Source organism: Nocardia wallacei (genome assembly GCF_029869545.1).
In the GTDB taxonomy this organism is placed as follows: Bacteria; Actinomycetota; Actinomycetes; order Mycobacteriales; family Mycobacteriaceae; genus Nocardia; species Nocardia wallacei_A.
Map to the genome: position 1 here is coordinate 1 of NZ_JARWQD010000072.1, position 21,147 is coordinate 21,147.

Annotated in this window: 21 protein-coding genes; 16 read left to right on the forward strand and 5 right to left on the reverse strand. The window is 68.8% G+C overall.

Annotation, left to right across the window (positions count from 1 at the left end):
• The first annotated feature begins 202 nt into the window (after window positions 1-202).
• Window positions 203-883, forward strand: coding sequence for an alpha/beta fold hydrolase (locus QH290_RS04390; protein WP_280382038.1), 681 nt, complete (start codon window positions 203-205; stop codon window positions 881-883).
• Here the strand turns inward: QH290_RS04390 and QH290_RS04395 are convergent.
• Entirely contained in the window at window positions 861-1,376 is a 516-nt protein-coding gene (locus tag QH290_RS04395; RefSeq protein WP_280382039.1) for a GNAT family N-acetyltransferase, read from the reverse strand. The two genes, QH290_RS04390 and QH290_RS04395, sit on opposite strands and share 23 nt — an antisense overlap.
• Before the next feature lie 70 nt (window positions 1,377-1,446).
• Here QH290_RS04395 and QH290_RS04400 point away from each other — a divergent pair, with 70 nt between their 5' ends.
• The 15 genes from QH290_RS04400 to yidC all read left to right on the forward strand — a co-directional run bounded on the left by QH290_RS04400 (window position 1,447) and on the right by yidC (window position 16,053).
• Window positions 1,447-2,334 (forward strand): LysR family transcriptional regulator, encoded by an 888-nt coding sequence (locus tag QH290_RS04400; RefSeq protein ID WP_280268741.1) that lies wholly within the window; start codon window positions 1,447-1,449, stop codon window positions 2,332-2,334.
• A 180-nt stretch (window positions 2,335-2,514) separates the two neighbouring features.
• Entirely contained in the window at window positions 2,515-3,639 is a 1,125-nt protein-coding gene (srmL, locus tag QH290_RS04405; protein ID WP_280268740.1) for a PheS-related mystery ligase SrmL, read from the forward strand.
• A 98-nt stretch (window positions 3,640-3,737) separates the two neighbouring features.
• On the forward strand, window positions 3,738-4,700 hold the full coding sequence (locus tag QH290_RS04410; protein ID WP_280268739.1) for a DUF389 domain-containing protein: 963 nt from the start codon (window positions 3,738-3,740) through the stop codon (window positions 4,698-4,700).
• 70 nt (window positions 4,701-4,770) lie between these two features.
• Window positions 4,771-5,853 (forward strand): calcium:cation antiporter, encoded by a 1,083-nt coding sequence (locus tag QH290_RS04415; protein WP_280268745.1) that lies wholly within the window; start codon window positions 4,771-4,773, stop codon window positions 5,851-5,853.
• Window positions 5,854-6,125: 272 nt separating this feature from the next.
• Window positions 6,126-6,986 carry an ABC transporter permease gene (locus QH290_RS04420; protein ID WP_280268738.1) on the forward strand — a complete coding sequence of 287 codons (861 nt, stop codon included), beginning with the start codon at window positions 6,126-6,128 and terminating at the stop codon, window positions 6,984-6,986.
• A 1-nt stretch (window position 6,987) separates the two neighbouring features.
• Entirely contained in the window at window positions 6,988-7,854 is an 867-nt protein-coding gene (locus QH290_RS04425; RefSeq protein WP_280268737.1) for an ABC transporter permease, read from the forward strand.
• A gap of 2 nt (window positions 7,855-7,856) precedes the next feature.
• Entirely contained in the window at window positions 7,857-8,882 is a 1,026-nt protein-coding gene (locus QH290_RS04430) for an MlaD family protein (RefSeq protein ID WP_280268736.1), read from the forward strand.
• Window positions 8,879-9,877, forward strand: a complete 999-nt coding sequence (locus QH290_RS04435; protein ID WP_280268735.1) for an MlaD family protein — start codon at window positions 8,879-8,881, stop codon at window positions 9,875-9,877. The genes QH290_RS04430 and QH290_RS04435 overlap by 4 nt, the downstream gene beginning before the upstream one ends.
• Window positions 9,865-10,917, forward strand: a complete 1,053-nt coding sequence (locus QH290_RS04440; RefSeq protein ID WP_280268734.1) for an MlaD family protein — start codon at window positions 9,865-9,867, stop codon at window positions 10,915-10,917. Before QH290_RS04435 ends, QH290_RS04440 begins: the two co-directional genes overlap by 13 nt.
• A complete protein-coding gene (locus QH290_RS04445; RefSeq protein ID WP_280268733.1) occupies window positions 10,917-11,999 on the forward strand; it encodes an MlaD family protein in 1,083 nt (360 codons plus the stop codon). Before QH290_RS04440 ends, QH290_RS04445 begins: the two co-directional genes overlap by 1 nt.
• Before the next feature lie 197 nt (window positions 12,000-12,196).
• Window positions 12,197-13,219, forward strand: a complete 1,023-nt coding sequence (locus tag QH290_RS04450) for an MlaD family protein (RefSeq protein WP_280382040.1) — start codon at window positions 12,197-12,199, stop codon at window positions 13,217-13,219.
• Window positions 13,216-14,172, forward strand: coding sequence for an MlaD family protein (locus QH290_RS04455; protein WP_280268731.1), 957 nt, complete (start codon window positions 13,216-13,218; stop codon window positions 14,170-14,172). The genes QH290_RS04450 and QH290_RS04455 overlap by 4 nt, the downstream gene beginning before the upstream one ends.
• A gap of 18 nt (window positions 14,173-14,190) precedes the next feature.
• On the forward strand, window positions 14,191-14,787 hold the full coding sequence (locus tag QH290_RS04460) for a hypothetical protein (protein ID WP_280268730.1): 597 nt from the start codon (window positions 14,191-14,193) through the stop codon (window positions 14,785-14,787).
• A gap of 32 nt (window positions 14,788-14,819) precedes the next feature.
• A complete protein-coding gene (locus QH290_RS04465) occupies window positions 14,820-15,128 on the forward strand; it encodes a DUF6412 domain-containing protein (protein ID WP_280268729.1) in 309 nt (102 codons plus the stop codon).
• 76 nt (window positions 15,129-15,204) lie between these two features.
• Window positions 15,205-16,053 carry a membrane protein insertase YidC gene (gene yidC, locus QH290_RS04470; protein ID WP_280268728.1) on the forward strand — a complete coding sequence of 283 codons (849 nt, stop codon included), beginning with the start codon at window positions 15,205-15,207 and terminating at the stop codon, window positions 16,051-16,053.
• Between the two features lie 7 nt (window positions 16,054-16,060).
• On the opposite strand, the gene QH290_RS04475 is transcribed toward yidC, so the two are convergent.
• From QH290_RS04475 to ctaD, 4 genes are all read right to left on the reverse strand, one after another.
• Window positions 16,061-16,570: a hypothetical protein gene (locus QH290_RS04475; protein ID WP_280382041.1), complete on the reverse strand. Its 510-nt coding sequence runs from the start codon at window positions 16,568-16,570 to the stop codon at window positions 16,061-16,063.
• Between the two features lie 104 nt (window positions 16,571-16,674).
• The gene (locus QH290_RS04480) at window positions 16,675-18,297 is read right to left on the reverse strand and encodes a GMC oxidoreductase (RefSeq protein WP_280268726.1); all 1,623 of its coding nucleotides are present in this window, start codon (window positions 18,295-18,297) and stop codon (window positions 16,675-16,677) included.
• A 107-nt stretch (window positions 18,298-18,404) separates the two neighbouring features.
• Window positions 18,405-18,929, reverse strand: coding sequence for a YdcF family protein (locus QH290_RS04485; RefSeq protein ID WP_280268744.1), 525 nt, complete (start codon window positions 18,927-18,929; stop codon window positions 18,405-18,407).
• A 30-nt stretch (window positions 18,930-18,959) separates the two neighbouring features.
• On the reverse strand, window positions 18,960-20,654 hold the full coding sequence (ctaD, locus tag QH290_RS04490) for an aa3-type cytochrome oxidase subunit I (RefSeq protein WP_280268725.1): 1,695 nt from the start codon (window positions 20,652-20,654) through the stop codon (window positions 18,960-18,962).
• Window positions 20,655-21,147: the final 493 nt, after the last annotated feature.

Sequence of the window (21,147 nt, forward strand, 5' to 3'; positions counted from 1 at the left end):
CCCAGCACCAGCGCCACCTCGGAGTCGGTCGCGGCGCCGCCCCCCCCGACGAAGCAGCCGGGGCCCTACCGGCCGGGGGAGCCGGGGCGCCAGGTGAACGGGACCAAGCGGGCGCCCCCCCGGGCGCCCGGGCCGGGGGGGGGGGGTCGGCGCGCGCCCGGTACGCTGGGGGGGGGCGCCAATCTCCCCCCCGCGGCCCCGTTTGCTGCCCGGCCGCCCCCGGCTGGTGGCGCCCGACCAGCGCGGTCACGGCCGCCACGGCCGGGCCGACAGCTATGCGAGCGACGATTTCGTGGCCGACGCCGCGGCCCTGATCGAGGACCTCGCGCTCGCACCGGCCGTGGTCTTCGGCCATTCGCACGGCGGGATCACCGCCTACCGGCTCGCGGCCCGGCGCCCGGATCTGGTGTCGGCGTTGATCATCGAGGATGTGGGTCCGGTGATGTGTGCGCCGGAGATCGCGCGCCCGATGCTGGACGTGCGCGGCTGGCCCGCCCGAGCGGACACGAAAGACGAACTGGCCGAGGCGATCCGGGCACAGGGCATTCCCGACCCGGGCTACTTCATGCAGAGTGCGGTGGCGGACGAGCGCGGGTGGCGGCTGCTGTTCGACTGGGACGACATGATGGCCGTGCAGGCCGGTGGCCTCGGAGACTGGTGGGCCGATTGGCTCGGATCCACCTGTCCCGCACTGGTTTTGCGCGGCGAGCACAGTTCCATGCTGCCCGCCGAGTTGGCGGCCCGGATGGTGACCCGCCGCCCGGACAGCCGTTTGGTCGAGCTGCCCGGCACCGGGCATTGGATCCACGACGACGATCCCGCGGGGGTCGCCCGCGCGGTCAGCGAGTTCCTGGACGAGCTCACCCGAACTCGTACCGCATGAACACGTCCGCGCGCTCGTAGGGCATCGGCCCGATCCGGTCGCTCGGGACGTGCACGAACCCGACCGATTCGTACAGGTGCACCGCGCTCGGCAATTTGGTGCTGCTGCCGAGGAACAGGGCGGTGGCGCCCTGTCCGCGGGCGAAGTCGATGGCCTCGCGCAGGATGATCCGGCCCAGGCCGCGCCCGCGCAGGTGGCGCGCGACGGCCATCTTCGACAGCTCGAACTCGCCGTGGTCGCCCTCGGGCACCAGCGCCACGCACCCCACGATCTCGTCGCCGTCCCGGGCGATCAGCACCTGCCCGCCCTTGGCGACGATCTCGCGCTCCGGATTGTCCAGCATCACGCTGTCGGCGGGTTCGAGGGAGAACAGCTCGTGGATCCAGTCCAGGTTGAGCTCCTTGAACGCCCGCGCATCGGCCGGGCTCGACATCGGCTCGATCACGAGGGATTCGACGTGTTCGGTGGCGAGGGGTTCGGTCTGCTGAGTCACGTCCGTCAGCATGCCGGGTGCCGAATCATCACGTCCAATACTTGATAGGTCCGATTGATATCTTGAACTTATGACCAATGGGGTGGAGCTGCGGCATCTCCGCTACTTCCTGGCCGTCGCCGAGGAATTGCATTTCGGCCGTGCGGCCGCCCGGCTGCACATCGCCCAGCCCGCGCTGACCCAGCAGATCCAGCGCCTGGAGACGATGCTGGGCACGCGGTTGTTCGACCGCACCTCGCGCAGTGTCGCGCTCACTCCGGCGGGCGACGTGCTGCGCGAGCGCGCCGCGGCGATCCTCGGCCATGCCGACCGCGATCTCGACGAGGTCGTGCGCATCGGCCAGGGTGGCCAGGGGCGGCTGTATCTCGGCTTCGTCCCGTCGGTTCTGCCGCTGAAGCCGCTGCGCAGCGTCCGGCAGTTCCGCGATCGCTATCCGCTGGTCCAGATCGAACTCATCGAGGGCTACACCACCCACATGATGGCGCAGCTCGGCCATGGCGCACTCGATATGGCGATCGTGCGCGATCCCGACGACCAGGACGGCACGGTCGTATTCCCTTTGGCCACAGAGCCTTTCATGGCCGTGCTGCCCGTCGATCACCCGCTGGCGGGCCGCTCCGAGATCTCCGGCGCCGAACTCGCCGACGATCCGCTGGTGTTCTTCCCCCGGGCCGCGGGCCCGCATGCCCACGACAAGAACCTGCGCCCGCTGGTGGAGGCCGGGTGCCTGCCGCGCATCGTGCAGGAGGGCAACAACTGGACCACCATCCTGTACCTCGTCGGCGAGGGGCTGGGCGTCACCATCGCCCCGCGCAGCGCCACGTTCACCGCGCCGCAGACCGTCCGGATCCTGCCGCTCACCGAAACATACGCCACCACAACGGTTTACGTCGCCCATCGGGTCGGCGACGATCGCGCCCTGGTGCGCAACTTCCTGACGCTGCTGCCCAGTGAATGAATTCGAGTGCGCGGAAATTCGGATGCGGCATGTCGTACCCTGATTTTCATGGAACGGTGCAGGCGATTTCCAAGCCCCCGGCCGATGGGCCGCGGGCGAGTCCGCACGCATTCCGACGTGTAGCTCCGTGGTCACCGGTCGGGGGAGCGCCCGCATCCGGACCACCACGAGGAGCCTCCCATGCCCACCTATCTCACTCCTGACGAACTGTCCCGCGCGCTGGCCGTGCGCGATCTGACCGATCCGGCGCAGGGGCCACACGCCGCACAGCTCCTGCTGGACAGCGTGATTCGAGCGCTGCGCACCGCGTGGCCCGCGGTCGCCGTGCGCACCGTCCGAACCCCGCCCATCGTCTCGATCGCCGACAACTACGACCTGCTCGGCTACGACCGCGCCGACGTCACCCGAGACGCCAGATACACCCGTTACCTCAGCCCGACCACCATGCTCCGCAGCCACACCTCGGCGGACATCCCGGCGATCCTGCGCGGCTATTCCGCTGCCCCGGACCATGATTCGATCGACGACCTGCTGGTGCTCCCCGGCCTCGTCTACCGCCGAGACGCGGTCGACCGCATTCACGTCGGCGAGCCGCAGCAGGTGGATCTGTGGCGGCTGCGAACCGAATCGGCGTGCGGCGGTGCGGATCTGCGGGCCATGGTCGCTCATCTGGTCGAGGCGGTGCTCCCGGGCGCGCGGTGGCGCATGGTTCCGGCGCGGCATCCATACACCAGCGGCGGTCACCAGCTGGACGTGTGGCGGGCCGGGGAATGGCTGGAACTCGCCGAATGCGGGCTGATCGCCGACCGCGTCCTGCGCGGCGCGGGTCTGGACCCGTCCCGGTGGTCGGGCCTGGCGCTCGGGATGGGACTGGACCGAGCCCTGATGCTGCGCAAGGGCATTCCCGATATCCGTTACCTGCGGGCCGACGACGAACGCATCGCGGGCCAGCTGGGGGACCTGAGCCCGTGGCGGCCGGTGTCCGCCATGCCGCCGGTGCGCCGCGACCTGTCGGTGGTCGTTCCGGACGAGGCCGACGACGAGACCCTCGGCGACGCGATCCGGGCCGCCCTGGGCGAGCGCGCCGACGATATCGAGTCGATCCGCGTCACCGCCCGAACCCGATACGCGGACCTTCCGCAGCGGGCACGCACCCGCCTGGCCATGACACCGGGCCAGACCAATGCCGTTGTGCGACTGGTGATCCGCCCCCTGACCCGCACCCTCACCCGCGACCAGGCCAACGCCCTCCGCAACGAGGTCTACCGAGCGATCCACATCGGCCCGGCCCTCGAATTGGCCTGAGCGGACCTCCATCCGCATGTACGGCACGCCGGGAATGAGGTGGTGCGCGCCGGGCGTGGTGATGCACTGCACTGGTCCGCGCGCGGCAGACTGTGCCCATGTTGCACCTGCGAATCATGGTTCCCGGCGATCTGACCGAGGATGTGCTCGGTGCGCTCGATTGCGATGAGAGCGTCAGCGGGCTGGCGGTTGTGCGCGGTGCGGCGGTGCGGCCGCCGGGGGATGTCGTGACGGCGAACGTCGCGCGGGAGGCGGCCAACGATGTCGTCGAGCGGCTGCGCGGACTCGGCGTCCACCAGCGCGGCAGCATCGAGATCCAGCAGGTGCCGACCTGGTTGTCGCGACGCGGATTCGAGGCCGAGACCCGCACCCCGGGCAGCGCCGCGGACTCGGTGGTCTGGGCCGACGTCGCGCAGCGCTCCTACGAGTCGTCCGAACTCAACTGGACCTACCTGAGCTTCATGACGATGGCGACGGTGATCGCGAGCATCGCCATCATCACCGATTCGCAGATCCTCGTGATCGGCGCGATGGTGCTCGGCCCCGAGTTCGGCGCCATCGCGGCCCTGGGGGTCGCCCTGGTGCGGCGGCGTTTCGTGCTCGGCATGCTCGCCCTGCGGACCCTCGTGTTCGGCTTCGCCGCGGCCGTTCTCGTCACCCTCGTGCTCGCCCTGATCGGCCGCGCACTCGGCTGGATCACGCTCGACGATGTGGTCGGCCCGCGGCCCGGGACCGCCTTCATCTACACGCCGGACAAGTGGTCGTTCATCGTGGCGGTGGTGGCGGGCGCGGCGGGGGTGCTGTCGCTGACCTCGTCCAAGGCGACCGCCCTGGCCGGGGTGTTCATCTCGGTGACCACCGTGCCCGCCGCCGGCAATATCGCGCTCGGCGCCGCCTTCGGGATCGGCTCCGCGATCGGCGGCAGCTCGCTGCAGCTGCTGGTCAACGTGGCCGGGATGGCCGTCGCCGGCTGGGCCATGCTGGCGCTGCAGCAGGCGGTGTGGTCGCGGGTGTCGATCCGCCGCGCCAGGGCGATGGTGCATCCGCGCCGCATGCTCTGACCGCGGCCCGGAGAGAGGCACTTGTCTCTTTCGCGGGGAATGCCCGCAATTCGCTGGGACGATGGAGATTATGTTGCGCGCGATCACCCGACACTGGACGACCGTTGTTCCGCTGCTGGCCGCCGTGGTGCTGGCGATCGGCTGGGTGACCCACCCGTCCGGACCTGTGATGATCGTGCTGGTCCTGGCGCTCGTCGGCGCGGTGCTGTCGGCCGTGCAGCATGCGGAGGTGGTGGCGCACCGGGTCGGGGAGCCGTTCGGGTCGCTGGTGCTGGCGGTGGCGGTGACCGTCATCGAGGTCGGGCTGATCGTGACGCTGATGGCGTCGGGTGGCGACAATGCCTCGTCGCTGGCCCGCGATACCGTCTTCGCCGCGGTCATGATCACCTGCAACGGCATATTCGGGCTGTCGCTGCTGGTCGGGGCGCTGCGGCGGCGGGTGGCGGTGTTCAACGCCGAGGGCACCGGCGGGGCGCTGGCGACCGTGGCGACGCTGGCCACGCTCAGCCTCGTGCTGCCCACCTTCACCACCAGCAAGCCGGGGCCGGAGTTCTCCGGCGCCCAGCTGGTCTTCGCGGCGGTGGCGTCGCTGCTGCTCTACGGCCTGTTCGTGGTGGTGCAGACCGTGCGGCACCGCGACGACTTCCTGCCGGTGGAGCTGGCTGCCACCGAGGAACAGCACGGTGAGAAGCCCGCGGTCCGCACGGCCCTGCTCAGCCTGGTGCTGCTGGTGGTGGCCCTGATCGGCGTGGTGGGCCTGGCCAAGCTGGTGTCCCCGGCCATCGAGGACGGGGTCGAGGCCGCGGGTCTGCCGCGCTCGGCGGTCGGCGTGGTGATCGCGATGCTGGTGCTGCTGCCGGAGACCCTCGCCGCGGTCAACGCGGCCCGCCGCAACCGGGTGCAGACCAGCCTCAACCTGGCCCTCGGCTCGGCGATGGCCAGCATCGGCCTGACCATTCCCGCCATCGCGCTGGCCTCGATCTGGATCTCCGGCCCGCTGACGCTCGGCCTGGGCGCGACCCAGATGGTGCTGCTGGCGCTGACCGTCGTGGTGGGTGTGCTGACCGTTGTCCCGGGCCGGGCAACCTTGCTGCAAGGCGGCGTTCACTTGGTGTTGTTCGCCGGATTCGTCTTCTTGGCGGTGAGTCCGTGAATGCGCTCTCAGTTAACTGAATATGTGGTGCGGAGCACATTGATAACAGATATGCGCTGATAACAGGTTCCAAGAATGAAGTCGTACGCAAACAATCGACCTCTGACCAGCCGGTCCAGCAAGTGGTGGGCGACCGGATTGGAGGCGATGCTCACACCGTGATCGGCTTTACTGTAACTAGTTGTAACGATTAGCTTCGTGTTGGCAGTGTTGCCGATCACGGAGAGAACGATTGTGAAACTCGAGACACACAGGCCCCACCGGACCCACGCATGGCGCCGGTGACCCGGGCTGCCTCGAGCGCGCCATCCGAAAAGCGAGTCGCCGTTCGCATCGTCCGCAAGAACTTCTCCGACACGATCGTGTCGGCGCTGCGGACCTTCGGGCGGGCCGTGGATATCGCACGAGAATCGGTGATCGGCACCGCGAGCGACGTCGCGCGCCGTGAATTCCAGTGGCGCGAGGCGATTCTGCAGGCGTGGCGGCTGGTGACCGTCACCGCCATCCCGGCCGTGCTCATCGCGATCCCGTTCGGCGTCATCGTCTCGGTGCAGGTCGGCAACCTCATCCACACCCTCGGCGCCGATTCGCTGCTGGGCGCCACCGGCGGACTCGGCGTCATCAAACAGGGCGCGCCGCTGGCCACCGGCTTCCTGCTCGGCGGTGCGGGCGCGGCCGCGATCGCCGCCGACCTGGGTGCGCGCACCATCCGCGAGGAGATCGACGCGCTCAACACCATGGGCATCAGCCCCATTCACCGGCTGGTGATCCCGCGGCTGGTCGCGATGATCCTCGTCGCGCCGCTGCTGAACATCCTCATCATCTTCGTCGGCGTGGTGGCCGGATACGCGGTCGCCGTCGGCGGGCAGAACGTGACGCCCGGCAGCTACTGGGCGACGTTCGGGTCGTTCACCACCCCCGCCGACGTGTGGGTGTCGCTGCTCAAGGCGATCATCTTCGGCTTCCTCGTGGTGATCATCGCCTGCCAGCGCGGGCTCGAGGCCAAGGGCGGCCCGCGCGGCGTCGCCGACGCGGTCAACGCGGCCGTGGTGCTGTCGGTGGTCTCGATCGCGGTCGTCAATCTCGGCATCACCCAGATCGTCGAGATGTTCCTGCCCACGAGGCTGGTCTGAGATGGCGGTATCGCACTACGCCCCGAAGGGGCTGGGCTGGTTCGCGCGGTTCTACCGCCGTCGCGGGCTGATCCTCGCGCGCGTCGAGGGCATCGGCTTCGTACTGGCCTTCGTCTGGCAGGTGCTGTCATCAATTCCGTTGACGCTCGCGCGGTATCGCGACGAGACGCTGCGGCTGATCTCCGATATGACCTGGGGCCGGGGCTCGGTGATCGTCGGCGGCGGGACCGTGCCGATGATGATCGTGCTGGGCCTGGTGATGGGTGCCTCGGTGGCCGTGGAGTCGTTCACGATGCTGAACATGCTGGGCATGGGCCCGGTCACCGGCATCGTGTCGGCCTACGCCACCACCCGCGAACTCGCACCCATCGCGGCCGCCATCGGCTTCGCCGCCCAGGCCGGGTGCCGCATGACCGCCGAGATCGGCTCGATGCGCATCTCCGAGGAGATCGACGCGATCGAGGCGCTGGGCCTGCGCTCGGTGCCGTTCGTGGTCACCACCCGCGTCATCTCCGGCGCCATCTCGATCGTGCCGACCTTCCTGATCGGCCTGATCCTGTCGTATCTGGCCTGCCGCGGGCTGATCACGCTGGTGCACGGCCAGTCCGCCGGGGTGTACGACCACTACTTCTTCCAGTTCGTGTCCGGGTTCGACGTGATCGCCGCGGTGATCAAGGTGGCGATCTTCGCGACCGTGGTGATCCTCATCCACAGCTATTACGGCTTCTTCGCCACCGGCGGTCCCGAGGGCGTGGGCATCGCCTCCGGGCGCGCGGTGCGGGCCTCCTCGGTGGCGATCGTGGCCATCGATATGGTCCTCACCCTCGCGCTGTGGGGTTTCAACGCGACGATCAGTTTCACGGGGTAAGGATGCCGAAGTACGGAATGCCCGGAGTCGCCGTGGACAGGCGGCGCTCGCTGCTGATCGGCACGGTCGCGGTCGGCGTGATCGTGGCCGTGCTGGCGGGGGTCGGGCTCTATCGCGGTCTGCGCGGCGACGAGGGCCTGCACATCGCGCTGCACACCGAGGAGATCGGCGACGGCGTGCTGGCGGGTACCCCGGTCCGGGTGGACGGCGTGCAGGTCGGCAAGGTCACCGGCATCACGCCCGACGAGCGCGGCACCCAGCGAATCGCATTGCGGCTGGACCGATCCCAGCTGTTCGGTTTCGACGACAGCCTGCAGGTCGACTATGCACCGGCAAACCTGTTCGGTATCAGCGAGATCGAGCTCCGGCGCGGCACGGGCGGCGCGCCGCTGCGGGACAACAGCGTCATCGATATGACCGGAAAGCGTTCCGCCGCAATCTTCGACGCCACCATGGGCAGCCTGCTGCGCAGCCTGTCGCAGACCGGCGAGGCGGTGCTGACGCCGCAGATGGCCACCGTGATCTCGCAGGTGTCCAATGACGTGGAGGCGTTCACGCCCCTGGCGCAGGCGATGATCACCGTGGCGCAGACCATCACCGACAACCAGAAGATGCCCGCGTCGGAGCTGGTGGGGCGGCTCGGTCCCGCGTTCGACGGCGGCGGCCGGTTCGCCGGTGCCACCATTCAGGTGCTCGATCTGCTCCGCGATCTGCCACGGCTGCAGGACGATCGGGCCGCCTATGACGCCGGGGTGCAGGTCCTGACCGGCCAGCTGCTTCCCGGCCTGGCGAATTTCGCGGGGGTGGCCGGTGATTCGCTGTCCGGCACCACGAACATGCTGGCGCCCGTGCTCGCCATGCTCGGGCAGATGGTGCCGCGGCCGCAGCAGTCCGGGGCCGAACTGGCCGAGCTGATGAACCGGCTGCGCACGGCGATGCCCGACACCCCGAACGGTCCGGTGCTCAATGCCGAGATCGACGTGCGCGGCGTGCCGGTGCTGGCGCCGCTGCTGGGAGGTGCGCGATGAAGGTCGGGGCTGCCGCGTGGCGGCTGGTGCTGTTCGCCGGGGTGATGATCGTCGTGCTGGCCGTGGTGTTCACCGCGATCAAGCGGCCGGTATCCGGCGAGACCGAGGCGCACGACGCGCTGTTCACCGATGCCAACGGGCTCAAGGTCGGCGACGACGTGCGCATGTACGGCGTGCAGGTCGGCAAGGTCGAGGGCCTGTCGCTCGACGGGGCGAAGGCGCGAGTTCGGTTGTCGCTGAAGACCGACGCGTCGATCTACGACAACTCCAAGCTCGCCATCCGATACCAGAACCTGACCGGCCAGCGCTATATCGACCTGCAGCAGCAGCCGCGGCCGGGCGCGCGGATTCCGGCGGGGGCCACCGTCGGGACCGAGCGGACCGTGCCCTCCTTCGACGTCACGAGCATGTTCAACGGACTGAAGCCGGTGCTGGCCACCATCTCTCCCGAGGCGGTCAACCAGTTCAGCGCCAGCATGGTCGCGCTCATCGAGGGCGACGGCAGCGGCGTCGGGCCCGCGCTGGACGCGATCGGCAAGTTCGCCTCCTATGTCGACGACCGGCAGCAGGTGATCGGCACCCTGATCCGCAATATGTCCGACCTCTCCGAGCGAGTCGGTGGCCGCGTGCATCACCTGGTGCCGCTGCTGGCCCGGCTCACCGATGTCTTCGAGGGACTGCAGTCCAATATCGGCGGGCTCGCGCAGTTCGCGATGGCCGCGCCGTCGGTGCTGGGGCCGCTGGACAATCTGTTCAACGCCCTCGGCCTGCAGACCGGTAACGACGTGGATGCGTTGATCCGCAAGCTGTTTCCCGATCCGCAGCAGGCGCTCGAGGTTCTCGACCGGCTGCCGGGGCTGCTGGCGGGCCTGGACGCGGCCACGCCCAAGCACGTGGCGGGCTGGAAGCCGCAGTGCGCCAAGGGGAATGCGGATGTGCCGCAGGTGTTCCAGGTGCTGATCGCGGGACAGCAGGTGGCGATATGCAACGGCTGAACCCGAGGCGCCTGCTGCCCGCGGACCGGCGGGTTGCCGACGATGCGACCAAGCGCCGCCGGGAGATTCGCTACGGCATCATCGGCGCCGTACTGGTGGCGATCGTCGCGATCGGCGCCGGGGTGCTGTACGTGGTGCCGTTCGGCAAGAAGACCTACACCGCGGAGCTGTCGGAGGCGCAGTCGGTGAAGTCCGGCGACGACATCCGCGTCGCGGGGATCCCGGTCGGCAGCGTGAAATCGCTGGAGCTGAAACCGGATCGGGTGATCATGCGGTTCACCGTGAATTCGGATGTGTTCGTCGGCGACCAGTCCTCGCTGGATGTGCGGATGCTGACCGTGGTCGGCGGCAACTATGTGGCGCTGTTCCCGGCGGGCAGTAAAGCGCTGGGCGACAAGCCGATTCCGATGGATCGGGTGCGGCTGCCCTACAGCCTGGTGCAGACCTTCCAGGACGCCACCGAACCGCTGCGGCAGATCGACGGGGATACGTTGCGGCGCAACCTCGCCGCGCTCGACACCTCGCTCGACAAGGCTCCGGACTCGCTGCGGACCACCCTGGACACCCTGAGCACCTACGTCGACGCGCTCAACCGCCAGCGCACGCAGGTGTCGAATGCGGTCGCCGTGGCCGACGAGTACGTGACCATGTACGACGGCGCCAAGACCGACCTGGGCCGATTGATGGACAACGTCAATCTGATGGAGACCCTGGTGATCGACAAGCGCGCCGAGCTGCGTGAAGGGGTGCGGCTGCTGCGCGTCGTCGTCGATCGCGTGGCGGCGCTGGCGCCGACCTGGGATTCGGCGCTGAAACCCAAGATTCAGCAGCTCATCGACGCGGTACCGCAGCTGCAGAACCTCGGCGACCAGCTCGAACCGGTGCTCGGCTCGGTGCAGAGCCTGCAGCAGAAGCTGGGGGAGTTGTCGGGCGGCGTGACGGTCGATCGGTCCGGGCAGACCATCACCGCCCCGGCGGGCGTGGACCCGCTGCCGGGCGTGGGCAAGGTCTGTGTGCCGGTGCCGGGGAAGGACTGCTGATGCTGCATCGCATGCTGGGGTCGCGCTGGTTCATGTCGGTCGGTGGCGCGGTCGTCATCGTGGTCGTGACCGTCGTCGGATACTTCGTCGCCTTCGATCCGGCGAAGAAGACCGAGAGCTACTGCGCGATCATGCCCGACAGCGTCGGGCTGTACGCGGGCAATCAGGTGACCATGCGGGGCATTCCGGTCGGCACGGTAACCTCCGTTGCGCCGCAGGGTAATTCGGTGAAGGTGGAGTTCGACGTCGAGGCCGACAAGCCGGTCTACGCCGATGCGGGCGCCACCACGCTCGCGGGGAGCATCGTCGCGGCTCGGCAGCTCGCGGTGGTCTCGACCGGTACGAACACCGCGAAATGGGCCGCCGGGCAGTGCATCACGAAGACCGTCACGCCCAAGAGCATCTCCGAGACGTTGAACGCGCTGGCCAAGCTGTCCTCGGAAATCCAAGGGCCCGACCCGAATTCGCCGAACGCACTGGCCGGTGGGCTGGATGCGCTGAATGTGGCGACCGCCGGTACCGGCCCGCAGATCAATGCGGTGGTGCAGAAGCTGAGCGCGGCGCTGGCATCGCCCGACGCCGATATCGCGCACCTGGTCGGGATCTTCGACGCCTTCGCCTCGGTGTCGAAGAAGGTCGAGGAGCACTGGGGCGACCTGAAATCCATGCTCACCCGGCTGGCGCCCGTCCTGGATCAGGCGACCACCGACCTGATCGGGCCCGGCGCGCAGCTGTTCGACGGCCTGGCGCAGGTGGTTCCGATGCTCAACGACCTCACCACCATCTTCGGCGACCCGATCATGAAGACGCTCGACGCCACGGTGCCGCTGGTGAAGTTCCTGCGCGCGCACGTGGGTTCGCTGGCGCAGGTGATCGGGATGACCCCGGCGATCGCCCAGGCCTTCCGTTCGGTGTCGGACGGCATCGGCTACGCCCCACCGAAAGTCGCTCTGCCGCAGCAGAACGCGGACCAGGTGTGCGCGGCGGTGAACGCGGTAGCACCGGGGAAGTGCGCCGCCGACGGCGGAATGGCAAAGGTGGACGCCGCCACCCTGGTATTCGGATTGGCAGGTGCGCGATGAGGTTCGGACCATATCGGATTGCCATCCGGCGAGCCAGCGCCTCACCCCGCCATATTCCCGGCACCGCGCTACCTCGTCGCATTCCCGGCACCGCGCTACCTCGTCGTATTCCCGGCACCGCGCTACCTCGTCGTATTCCCGGCACCGCGCTACCTCGTCGTATTCCCGGCGCGCTTTTGGCCGGGATCACCCTGACGATGGCCGCCGTCCTGTCCACCGCGGGCTGCTCCTTCGACCCCTCCTCGGTCCCCGTCCCCGGCACCACGGTCTCCGGCCGGACGTATCACGTGAAGATCGAGTTCGCGAACGTGCTGAACCTTCCGGCGAAGGCGAAGATCATGGCCAACGGGGCGATGGTCGGCACGGTGTCCGGTGTCTCCGTGGTGAATCCGGCGCAGTCGGACGGGCGCGGCGGGCTCGTCGTGGTGGATGCCGATATCTCCGAGTCGGTGCGGCTGCCCGCGACCACGATCGCCGAGCTGCGGCAGAACACGGTGCTGGGCGACATCCACGTCGCGCTCACCACGCCGACCGACGGCTTCGGCAAGCTGCTGTCCGATGGTGCCACCATTCCGCTGGCGCAGACCAAGCCCCCCATCCAGCTGGAGGACACGATGGCGGCCGTCGCCACGTTCACCCAGGGCGGCGCCGTCACGCAGCTGCAGGACATCATCACCAAGTTCAACGACGTGCTGCCCAAGGATCCCGCCCGCACCGCGCAGATCTCCCGGACCATGGCCGCCGACGCCGTCGATCTGGCCGCCAATCTCGACCGCGTCGACGCGCTGCTCAACGGGATCGGCACCAATGCCCAAGTGCTGCACGAGATTCAGCCCGAACTGGACAACATCCTCAGCGGGAAGTCGGTCGAGGAGATGAACGGCATCGTCGCGTCCATCGTGGGGGTGACGAAGATCTTCGGCGTGCTCGGACCGGTCGGCACCTCGCTGACCTGGCTCGGGCCGGTGCTCTCCGGCGCCGACGGTGCCGCGCAGGCGTTCCTGCCGCTGCTGGCCTCGTCGCGGCCGCTGGATCTGAGCCAGCCGTCGAATCTGCAGACGCTGGTCTCGCTGTTGCGCGACAAGGTGATTCCGTTCGTGGAGCACGGTCCGAAGGTGAACATCACCGGGGTGAAGACCGATGCCGCCGCCCAGGTCTCGACCCAGGACCAGACGGACCGGATCGTGCAGACGCTGCGGATGATCGGAGCGGTGCGATGAAGATCGGTTCGCTGGCCTCGCTGGGCGGTATCGCCGCCATCACGATCCTCGGCGCGAGCTACCTGACCTTCGGCGTCGTCAAGGTCGACCCGTTCGCCGACTACACCCGCGCCACCATGGTGCTGGCCAATTCCGGTGGGCTGGGCGTCGATTCGCCCGTGCTGCTGTCGGGCATCGAGGTGGGCCGGGTCACCGCGGTGAACAAGACCGCCGCCGGAGTGGAGGTCGGATTCCGCGTCGACGCCGACCGCGACCTCCCCACCGACAGCGTGGTCACCATCGAGCATCTGTCCGCCCTCGGCGAGCCCTACGTGGAGTTCCGCCCGCAGAGCGGTGCGGGGCCGTACCTGCGCGACGGCCAGCGCCTGGAATCCACGAATGTCCGGACGCCGCTGTCGATTCCGGAGGTCGCGCGGCTGGTCACCAAGACCATGAACCAGCTCGATCCGAACGTGGTCGGTTCCCTGGTGAGCACGGCGGGGCAGATGCTCGACGGCACCGATGCCGCGATTCCCAATCTGGCGCGATCGGGCGATCTGCTGGCCGCGGCCGTCATGAGCCGCAGCCCCCGAATCGCCGACCTGCTCAACAGTTTTCAGGCCGCGGCGTCCGACATCGATTGGGCCGGACCGGCAACCAGCGCCGCGGCGCCCGAATTCGTGCGGTTCACCGAGACCTTGAACGAACTCGTGGCCGCCGTGGGCCGTCTCGTCGACACCCAGCCGCCCGAGACATACACCGAGGGCAACGGCCTGGTGCCGTTCCTGGCGAAGCTGACCGACGCGCTGAAGGAGCTCGGCCCGGAGCTGAAATCCCTGACCCCGGCGCTGCAGCCGCTGGCCGACGCGGCGACGTCGGCGGCGCCGCGCATAGACATTTCCAGTGTGATCACGCAGGCCCTCGACGACGTCGGCAGCGACGGCGCCGTGCGGGTGCGGGTCGACGTCAAGTAGAAGGAAGAAGGAGGACCCATGTCGAACGACAGTGGTACCGAACCGAAGCGGGCAGTCGACGCGGAGGAGACCACCGGGTCCTCCGCTGCGCCGCGCACGGTGTCCATCCGGCTGTCGACGGTCGCCGTCGCCGTCGCGGGAGTGGCGCTGATCGCGCTCACGGTCGTATTCGGCACGCTGTGGCTGTCGGCCCGCGGCACCCTGAACGACCGCGACGCCCAGGCCGCCGACGAGCGGCACGCCGAGCAGGTCGCCACCGACTACGCCGTCGGCGCGTCCAATATCGACTTTCAGGACGTCGACGCCTGGGTGGCGAAGCTGAAGGCCAACACGAGCCCGCAGCTGGCCAACAAGTTCGACGCCACCGCGCCGAAGCTGCGGGAGATCCTGGTCCCGCTGAAGTGGACCTCGAGCGCCACGCCGATCACCGCCAAGGTGATGAACCACGACAACGGCCTCTACAAGGTCAACGTGTTCCTCAACGTCACCTCGACCAGCGCCCAGACGCCCGAGGGCGCCCAGAGCACCGTCACCTACACCGTCGACGTCGACCCCGCCAACGGCTGGAAGGTGACCGATGTCGGCGGCATGGGCGGAGCCCTGCCCAAGCAGTAGCCCGGATCCGGCTGCCCGGTACGCTGGTCGGCATGATTACCCGGATTCGAGCGGCGGCGCTGGTGGTCTGCGCGCTGGTCGTGTCCGCGGTGACGGCGGTGGCGATGCCGGTCGGGGAGCCGAATTCGCTGGTGGCGGTCGGTGCGGCCGCCGTGGTGGCGCTGGCGGTGGTGGCGGCGCAGACGGCGCGGGTCGCGCTGGTGCCGGTGCCGGTGCACGCGGGGCCGCCGGTTTCGGCGCAGCGGCGGCGCCGGGGATCGTTCCTGCGTCAGAGCAATCCGGATGCGGCGGGCCGGGCACGGCCCAGGGCACCGGGGGTGCGGGGTCCGACCGCGCTGTAGGGCGCGGTCGGCAATATCGCTGACCCCCTTCCCTTTTCGCCCGTTCGCGGGTGCCTCACAGTGAGGTGCTGTCCTCATGCTCGATTTCGTGTACTACCCCGTATCCGCCGTGCTCTGGTTGTGGCACACCGGATTCGCCACCGTCCTCGGCGATGCCAGCGGCCTGGCCTGGGTGCTGGCCATCGTCTTCCTCGTCGTCACCGTGCGGGTGGCGCTGATCCGGCCGTTCCTGGCGCAGGTGCGCTTCTCCCGGACCATGGCCGTGCTGCAGCCGCAGCTGCGTGAGCTGCAGACCAGGTTCGCCGACGACCGCGAGAAGCTGCTGGCCGAATCGCGAAAACTCCAGCAGCAGCACAACTTCAGCGTGCTCAGCGGCTGCCTGCCGATCCTCGCGCAGATGCTGTTGTTCCTGGGACTGTTTCATGTGCTGCGGTCGTTCGACCGCACGGGAGCGGGGTCGAGCCTGCCCTTCCTCGGCAGTTCGGCGCCGATGACCGCGGCGGAGAATGCCGCCACCGGAAACTACGTGTTCGCGCCCGGCCAGGTGCAGTCGTTCCTCCAGGCGAAGCTGTTCGCCGCGCCCCTGCCGTCCACGCTGGCCACCTCCGGCGACTCGCTGACCGCCGTTGCGCTGGTGGCGATTCCGCTGGTCCTGATCGCCGCCGTCGCCACGCATTTCACCGCCCGCGCCTCGATCGCCCGGCAGACCGAGACCACCCCCCAGACGCGAGTGATCAACTGGATGACGCTGTGGGTGTTCCCGCTCGGCACCGTCGTCGCGGGCACGGTCATGCCGCTGGGCATCCTGGTCTACTTCGCGACCAGCAACACCTGGACCTACGTGCAACAACATGTGGTGCATCGGAGGCTGCAAGCACCGGCCGTGGCAGCGCAAGCGGCGCCGACGGATCGGAAACGGGAGTAGGCGCCGCTCACATGTCCGCGGCGGACCGGCTGTGCGCCTGCCGGAGCGGGTTGTCACGACGCGGGCCCCGGGCGGGCGCCGCGCCCGGGGACTCGGGGTGGGTGATCACCACCGTGGCCACGGTGAGGATCTGGTCCACGTCCACGCCGCTGGCGGCGAGCCGGGCGATGATGCCCAGCCGTCGCTCCTGGCCGTCCGGGCGAATCAGGATCTCCCGGCGACCGCGCTGGGCGACGAACCGCCTGCGCCGCGCGTCGTAACGCAGCGGTACCCCGTCGCGCACGGCCCGGTAGGCGTCCACGTCGAGGTCACGGTGGCGCTCGGCGTCGATCATCAGACCGTCGATGAGCCGCTCGGCCTGCTTCACCAGCAGGCGTTGCACCGCCGGTTCGGCGAACCGGAGCCGCAGGTCCACCCGTCGCCAGTGTTGCGCGACGGCGCTTCGCAGCAGCTCCCGATGTCGGGCGATCTCGGTTTCCAACCGGTCGCCGGACGTCGACGAGCAGAACTCGGCCATGAGTACACGCCTTTCCTAGGTTGCGGATTACCTTGCGTGGCAACCTGATCGGCGTCCGACGAGAACAGTATGCCGCAGGGGTACGACAAGTTTGCCGCTCGCGCTCAGGAGGCGGCGACGGGCGGCGCGGCGGTCGCCGCCCCCGCCTTCAGCTGGTCGGCCAGGCGGACTGCCAGGGCCAGGATCATGAGGGTGGGGTTGACGTGGCCGTTGGTGGGGAAGACCGAACTGCCTGCCACGTAGAGGTTCTCGACCTCGTGGACGCGGCAGTCGGGGGTGACGACTCCGTCGCGGGGATCCGCGGCCATGCGCGTGGTGCCGGTGGGGTGAGCCCAGTCGGTGAGCTGCAAGGGCGCCGCGTTTCCGGCCCGGGCCCAATCGTGCAGCACCGGCGCGGCGTACCCGAGGCGGGCGAACAGGGCCTCCGCCAGCCCGGCCGCCCGGCGGACCGTCCGATCCTCCAGTTCGCTGGTCTTCCAGTCGATGCGGGCGATCGGCAACCCCAGGCGATCGGTGCGTTCCCCGAGGGTGATGCGGCTGGCGGGGTCGGGCCGCTGTTCGACCATGCACCGCAGCTCGACGCGCGCGAGGCGATGCGGCAGGCCGGTGCGATGGATCAACCGGCGGCGCGCACCGGAGAACAACAGTCCGAGGCTGCCGAGCGCCAGGCGTGTATCGCGGCGGCTCCCGTGTCCGCGCAGCAGCCGCTTCACCGCGTCCCACGGATCGTCGTCGGCGGGCACCTCCTGAATCCACAAGGCGCAGTTGAGCAGTTCCTCGGCCCGCTGGATCCGCTCCGACAGCGCCAGCCCGTGCAGAAAGGTGTGCGTGCCGTGCGGCGATCGGACCACATACTTGCCGAACCGGTCCCGCGCGGCGGCCGAGGCGACGGGGTCGAACGTTCCGACGGCCCCGCACCGATGGTCCATCAGATAGCGCCCGACCAGACCGTTCCGATTTCCGACGCCGTGCGGCAGCACCCGCCGCGAGGCCAGCAGCAGCCGCGCGTTCTCGATACCCCCGGCGGCCAGCACGACCCGATCGGCCCGGACGGTGCGCCGCCCCAGATCGGCGCCGGTGACCTCGAGCGATTGCACCCGTGCGCCCGCCGGATCCGTGGTGATGTGGGTGACGGACGCGTTCACCACCACCCGCACGTTCGGCGCGGGCGTCCGCGCGAGATGAGCGCCGAATCGCTTGGCGTCGAACGGGTCCGCGGGATCCTTGCTGATCTGCCAGAAGTACGGCCGCAGCGGGCCGGGATCCACCCGGTCGTCCGGCCGCGGTCGCCCGGCGAGCTTCCAGAACGCGTCGTCGTTGAATCCGGAACCGTAACCGAGGCCGAGGTGGTGGGCCGCGCGGCCGAGGTAGGGCAGGATCTCGGCGGCGCCGATAGGCCATCCGGAACCGGGAATCCAAGGGCGGCAAGCGAAGTCGATCTCGTCGAAATAGCCGCAGCGTCCGCTCCAGGTATCGGAGCTGCCACCCAGCACGCGGTTGCGGGCGTCCCGGTGCGGGACCGCGCGGGGCGCCCCGACGTTCTCGACGTCGTTGAGCCGGTCGACGTCGGGATCTCGCGTGGCGCCGCCGCTCTCCAGAACGAGTACCCGCCAGGGGCTCCCGGCCAGCTCCGCGGCGATGGTCGACCCGGCCGGGCCGGAGCCCACGATACAGACGTCGGCAACGAGTTCGGAATCTGTCGTCTCACGCAGGTCGTGGATGTGCATGCCAGCGTCCTCTCCGCCCCGCATCCACTCCGACCAAAGGACGCTGCGAATTATCGTAGTCGCCGAACAGCCTGGTGGCAGGGGGTTTCGAGCCCCGAAAACAGTGGTCAGCACCCGCTGCCGAAGAAGGCCCGCACGTAGCTCGCCGACTGCCGCACATACATCCACGCCCAATACCGCAGTCCGGATTCGGCCGGGCTGGCGACCATGGTCAGCTCGCCGTGGAAACACTTGCCGACGATGTAGCGGGCGCGCGACACGTGCGGGACGTTGGTGATCACGATCAGGTGCCGCCACCCGAAGCGCTCTGCGCGGCGGGCGATTTCCTGCGCCTCACCCTGGGTCGTCCACGGGTCCGGAACGAAACAGTCGACACGGAACGGATATCCGCCGTCGCAGTAGCGGTCCATCACCGAATCGTTCGCACCGGTGGAGCGCGAGATCAGCAGTTCGGGGGCCAGGCCCCGGCGGGCCAGATCCAGCCCGATATCGAAGCGCTCGTAGGCGGTTCCGCCGAGGACCACGATGGCATCGGCGGGGCGCAGCGGATCGGTCTGCGGGTGCACGTACACCGGCAGGCCCGCCGCCGCGAGCGCCCCGATCAGGGCCGCGAGGACGACGAGTGTGACCACGGCCCGTCGGAGTGCGCGCACATGTCGAGGCTACCGATGCGACCCCCAGCCGACCGATGCCTCGGCCCGCATCCGGTCGATCATGTGCGGGTAGTGCAGCTCGAATGCCGGTCGCTCCGAACGGATCCGGGGCAGCTCGAAGAAGTTGTGCCGCGGCGGCGGGCAGGTGGTGGCCCATTCGAGCGAATTCCCGTAGCCCCACGGGTCGTCCACCGTCACCACCTCGCCGTAGCGGTAGCTCTTGAAGACGTTCCACACGAACGTCACCATCGAGTACCCCAGCACGAACGACCCGACGGTGGAAATCGTGTTGAGCGTGGTGAATCCGTCGCTCTCCAGGTAGTCGGCGTACCGGCGCGGCATACCCTCGGCGCCGAGCCAGTGCTGCACCAGGAACGTCAGGTGGAAGCCGAAGAACGTGGTCCAGAAGTGGATCTTGCCCAGCCGCTCGTCCAGGAACCGCCCGGTCATCTTCGGGAACCAGAAGTAGATCCCGCCGAAGGTCGCGAACACGATGGTCCCGAACAGCACGTAGTGGAAGTGCGCCACCACGAAATAGGTATCGGAGACGTGGAAGTCCAGCGGCGGGCTGGCCAGGATGACGCCCGACAGGCCGCCGAACAGGAAGGTGGTGATGAATCCGATCGCCCACAGCATGGGCGTCTCGAATGTCAACTGTCCGCGCCACATCGTGCCGATCCAGTTGAAGAACTTCACGCCCGTCGGCACCGCGATGAGGAAGGTCATCAGCGAGAAGAACGGCAGCAGAACCGATCCCGTGACGAACATGTGATGCGCCCAGACGGCCATCGACAGGGCCGCGATCGACAGCGTCGCGTACACCAGTGTGGTGTAACCGAACAGCGGCTTGCGGCTGAACACCGGCACGATCTCGGTGATGATCCCGAAGAACGGCAGCGCGACGATGTACACCTCGGGATGGCCGAAGAACCAGAACAGATGCTGGAACAGAATGCTCCCGCCGTTGGCCGGATCGTAGATGTGCCCGCCCAGGTGCCGGTCCACCGCGAGCGCCATCAGCGCCGCGGTCAGAATCGGGAAGGCCAGCAGCACGAGGACGCTGGTGACCAGGATGTTCCAGGTGAAGATCGGCATCCGGAACATGGTCATGCCGGGGCAGCGCAGGCAGACCACGGTGGTGATCATGTTGACCCCGCCGAGAATGGTGCCGAGACCGGACACCGCCACACCCATGATCCACAGGTCCGCGCCCACCCCGGGGGCATGGGTGCTCAGGCTGAGCGAGGTGTAGGCGGTCCATCCGAAATCGGCCGCGCCGCCGGGCGTGATGAATCCGGCGGTGGCGATCGAGGCGCCGAACAGATACAGCCAGTAGCTCAGGGCGTTCAACCGCGGGAATGCCACGTCCGGCGCGCCGATCTGCAGCGGCAGCACGCAGTTGGCGAAGCCGAACACGATCGGCGTCGCATAGAACAGCAGCATGATCGTGCCGTGCATGGTGAACAGCTGATTGAACTGCTCGGGCGAGAGGAACTGCAGGCCGGGGCGTGCCAGCTCCCCGCGCATCAGCAGCGCCATCAGGCCGCCGACGAGGAAGAACGAGATCGAGGTGACGATGTACATGATCCCGAGCAGCTTGGGATCGGTGGTCGTCACCACGTTCCAGACATAGGAGCCCTTCGGGGCGACCCGCCGCGGAAACGGCCTGGCGGCCTCGATCGTTCCCACGCTCCGCTCGACCACAGATCCTCCTCGAGCCCAACCTCTTTCGAGTGTGGCACCGGACCAAGATCAATTGGGCAGGTATGCGATCTCTGATGTGGCGCCGGGCAATGCCGATGGGTGGTATGCGATCTCTGATGTGGGCGCCGGTGCACGGCCGATAGGCAGGCAGACGATGCGCGATTGGTCGCCGTGGATTTGCCCGAATCGTGATTCGGGTGGTTTGGCGACCGCTCCGGGCGGCTTGCCGGATGGAGTACGGTGGAATCCGACCGTTCCGGAACGGTCGGTATCACCTCGGCGGCGCGTCGAGCGGCCGTCGAGGCGCCGATGACGCGACGTAGCCAGCGGTTCGCCGGTCATCCGGCCTGAGCACGACCCGCGACGGTGTTGAGGCTCGGCGCAGCGCCGTCCATGTCCTGGCAGCGGGGGGGCGGCGCCCCGCGGCCGCCCCGCCCCCCGGGGGGGGGGGAGCCCCCCGGGGCGGGGGGGGGGGGGGGGGGGGGGGGCGCCC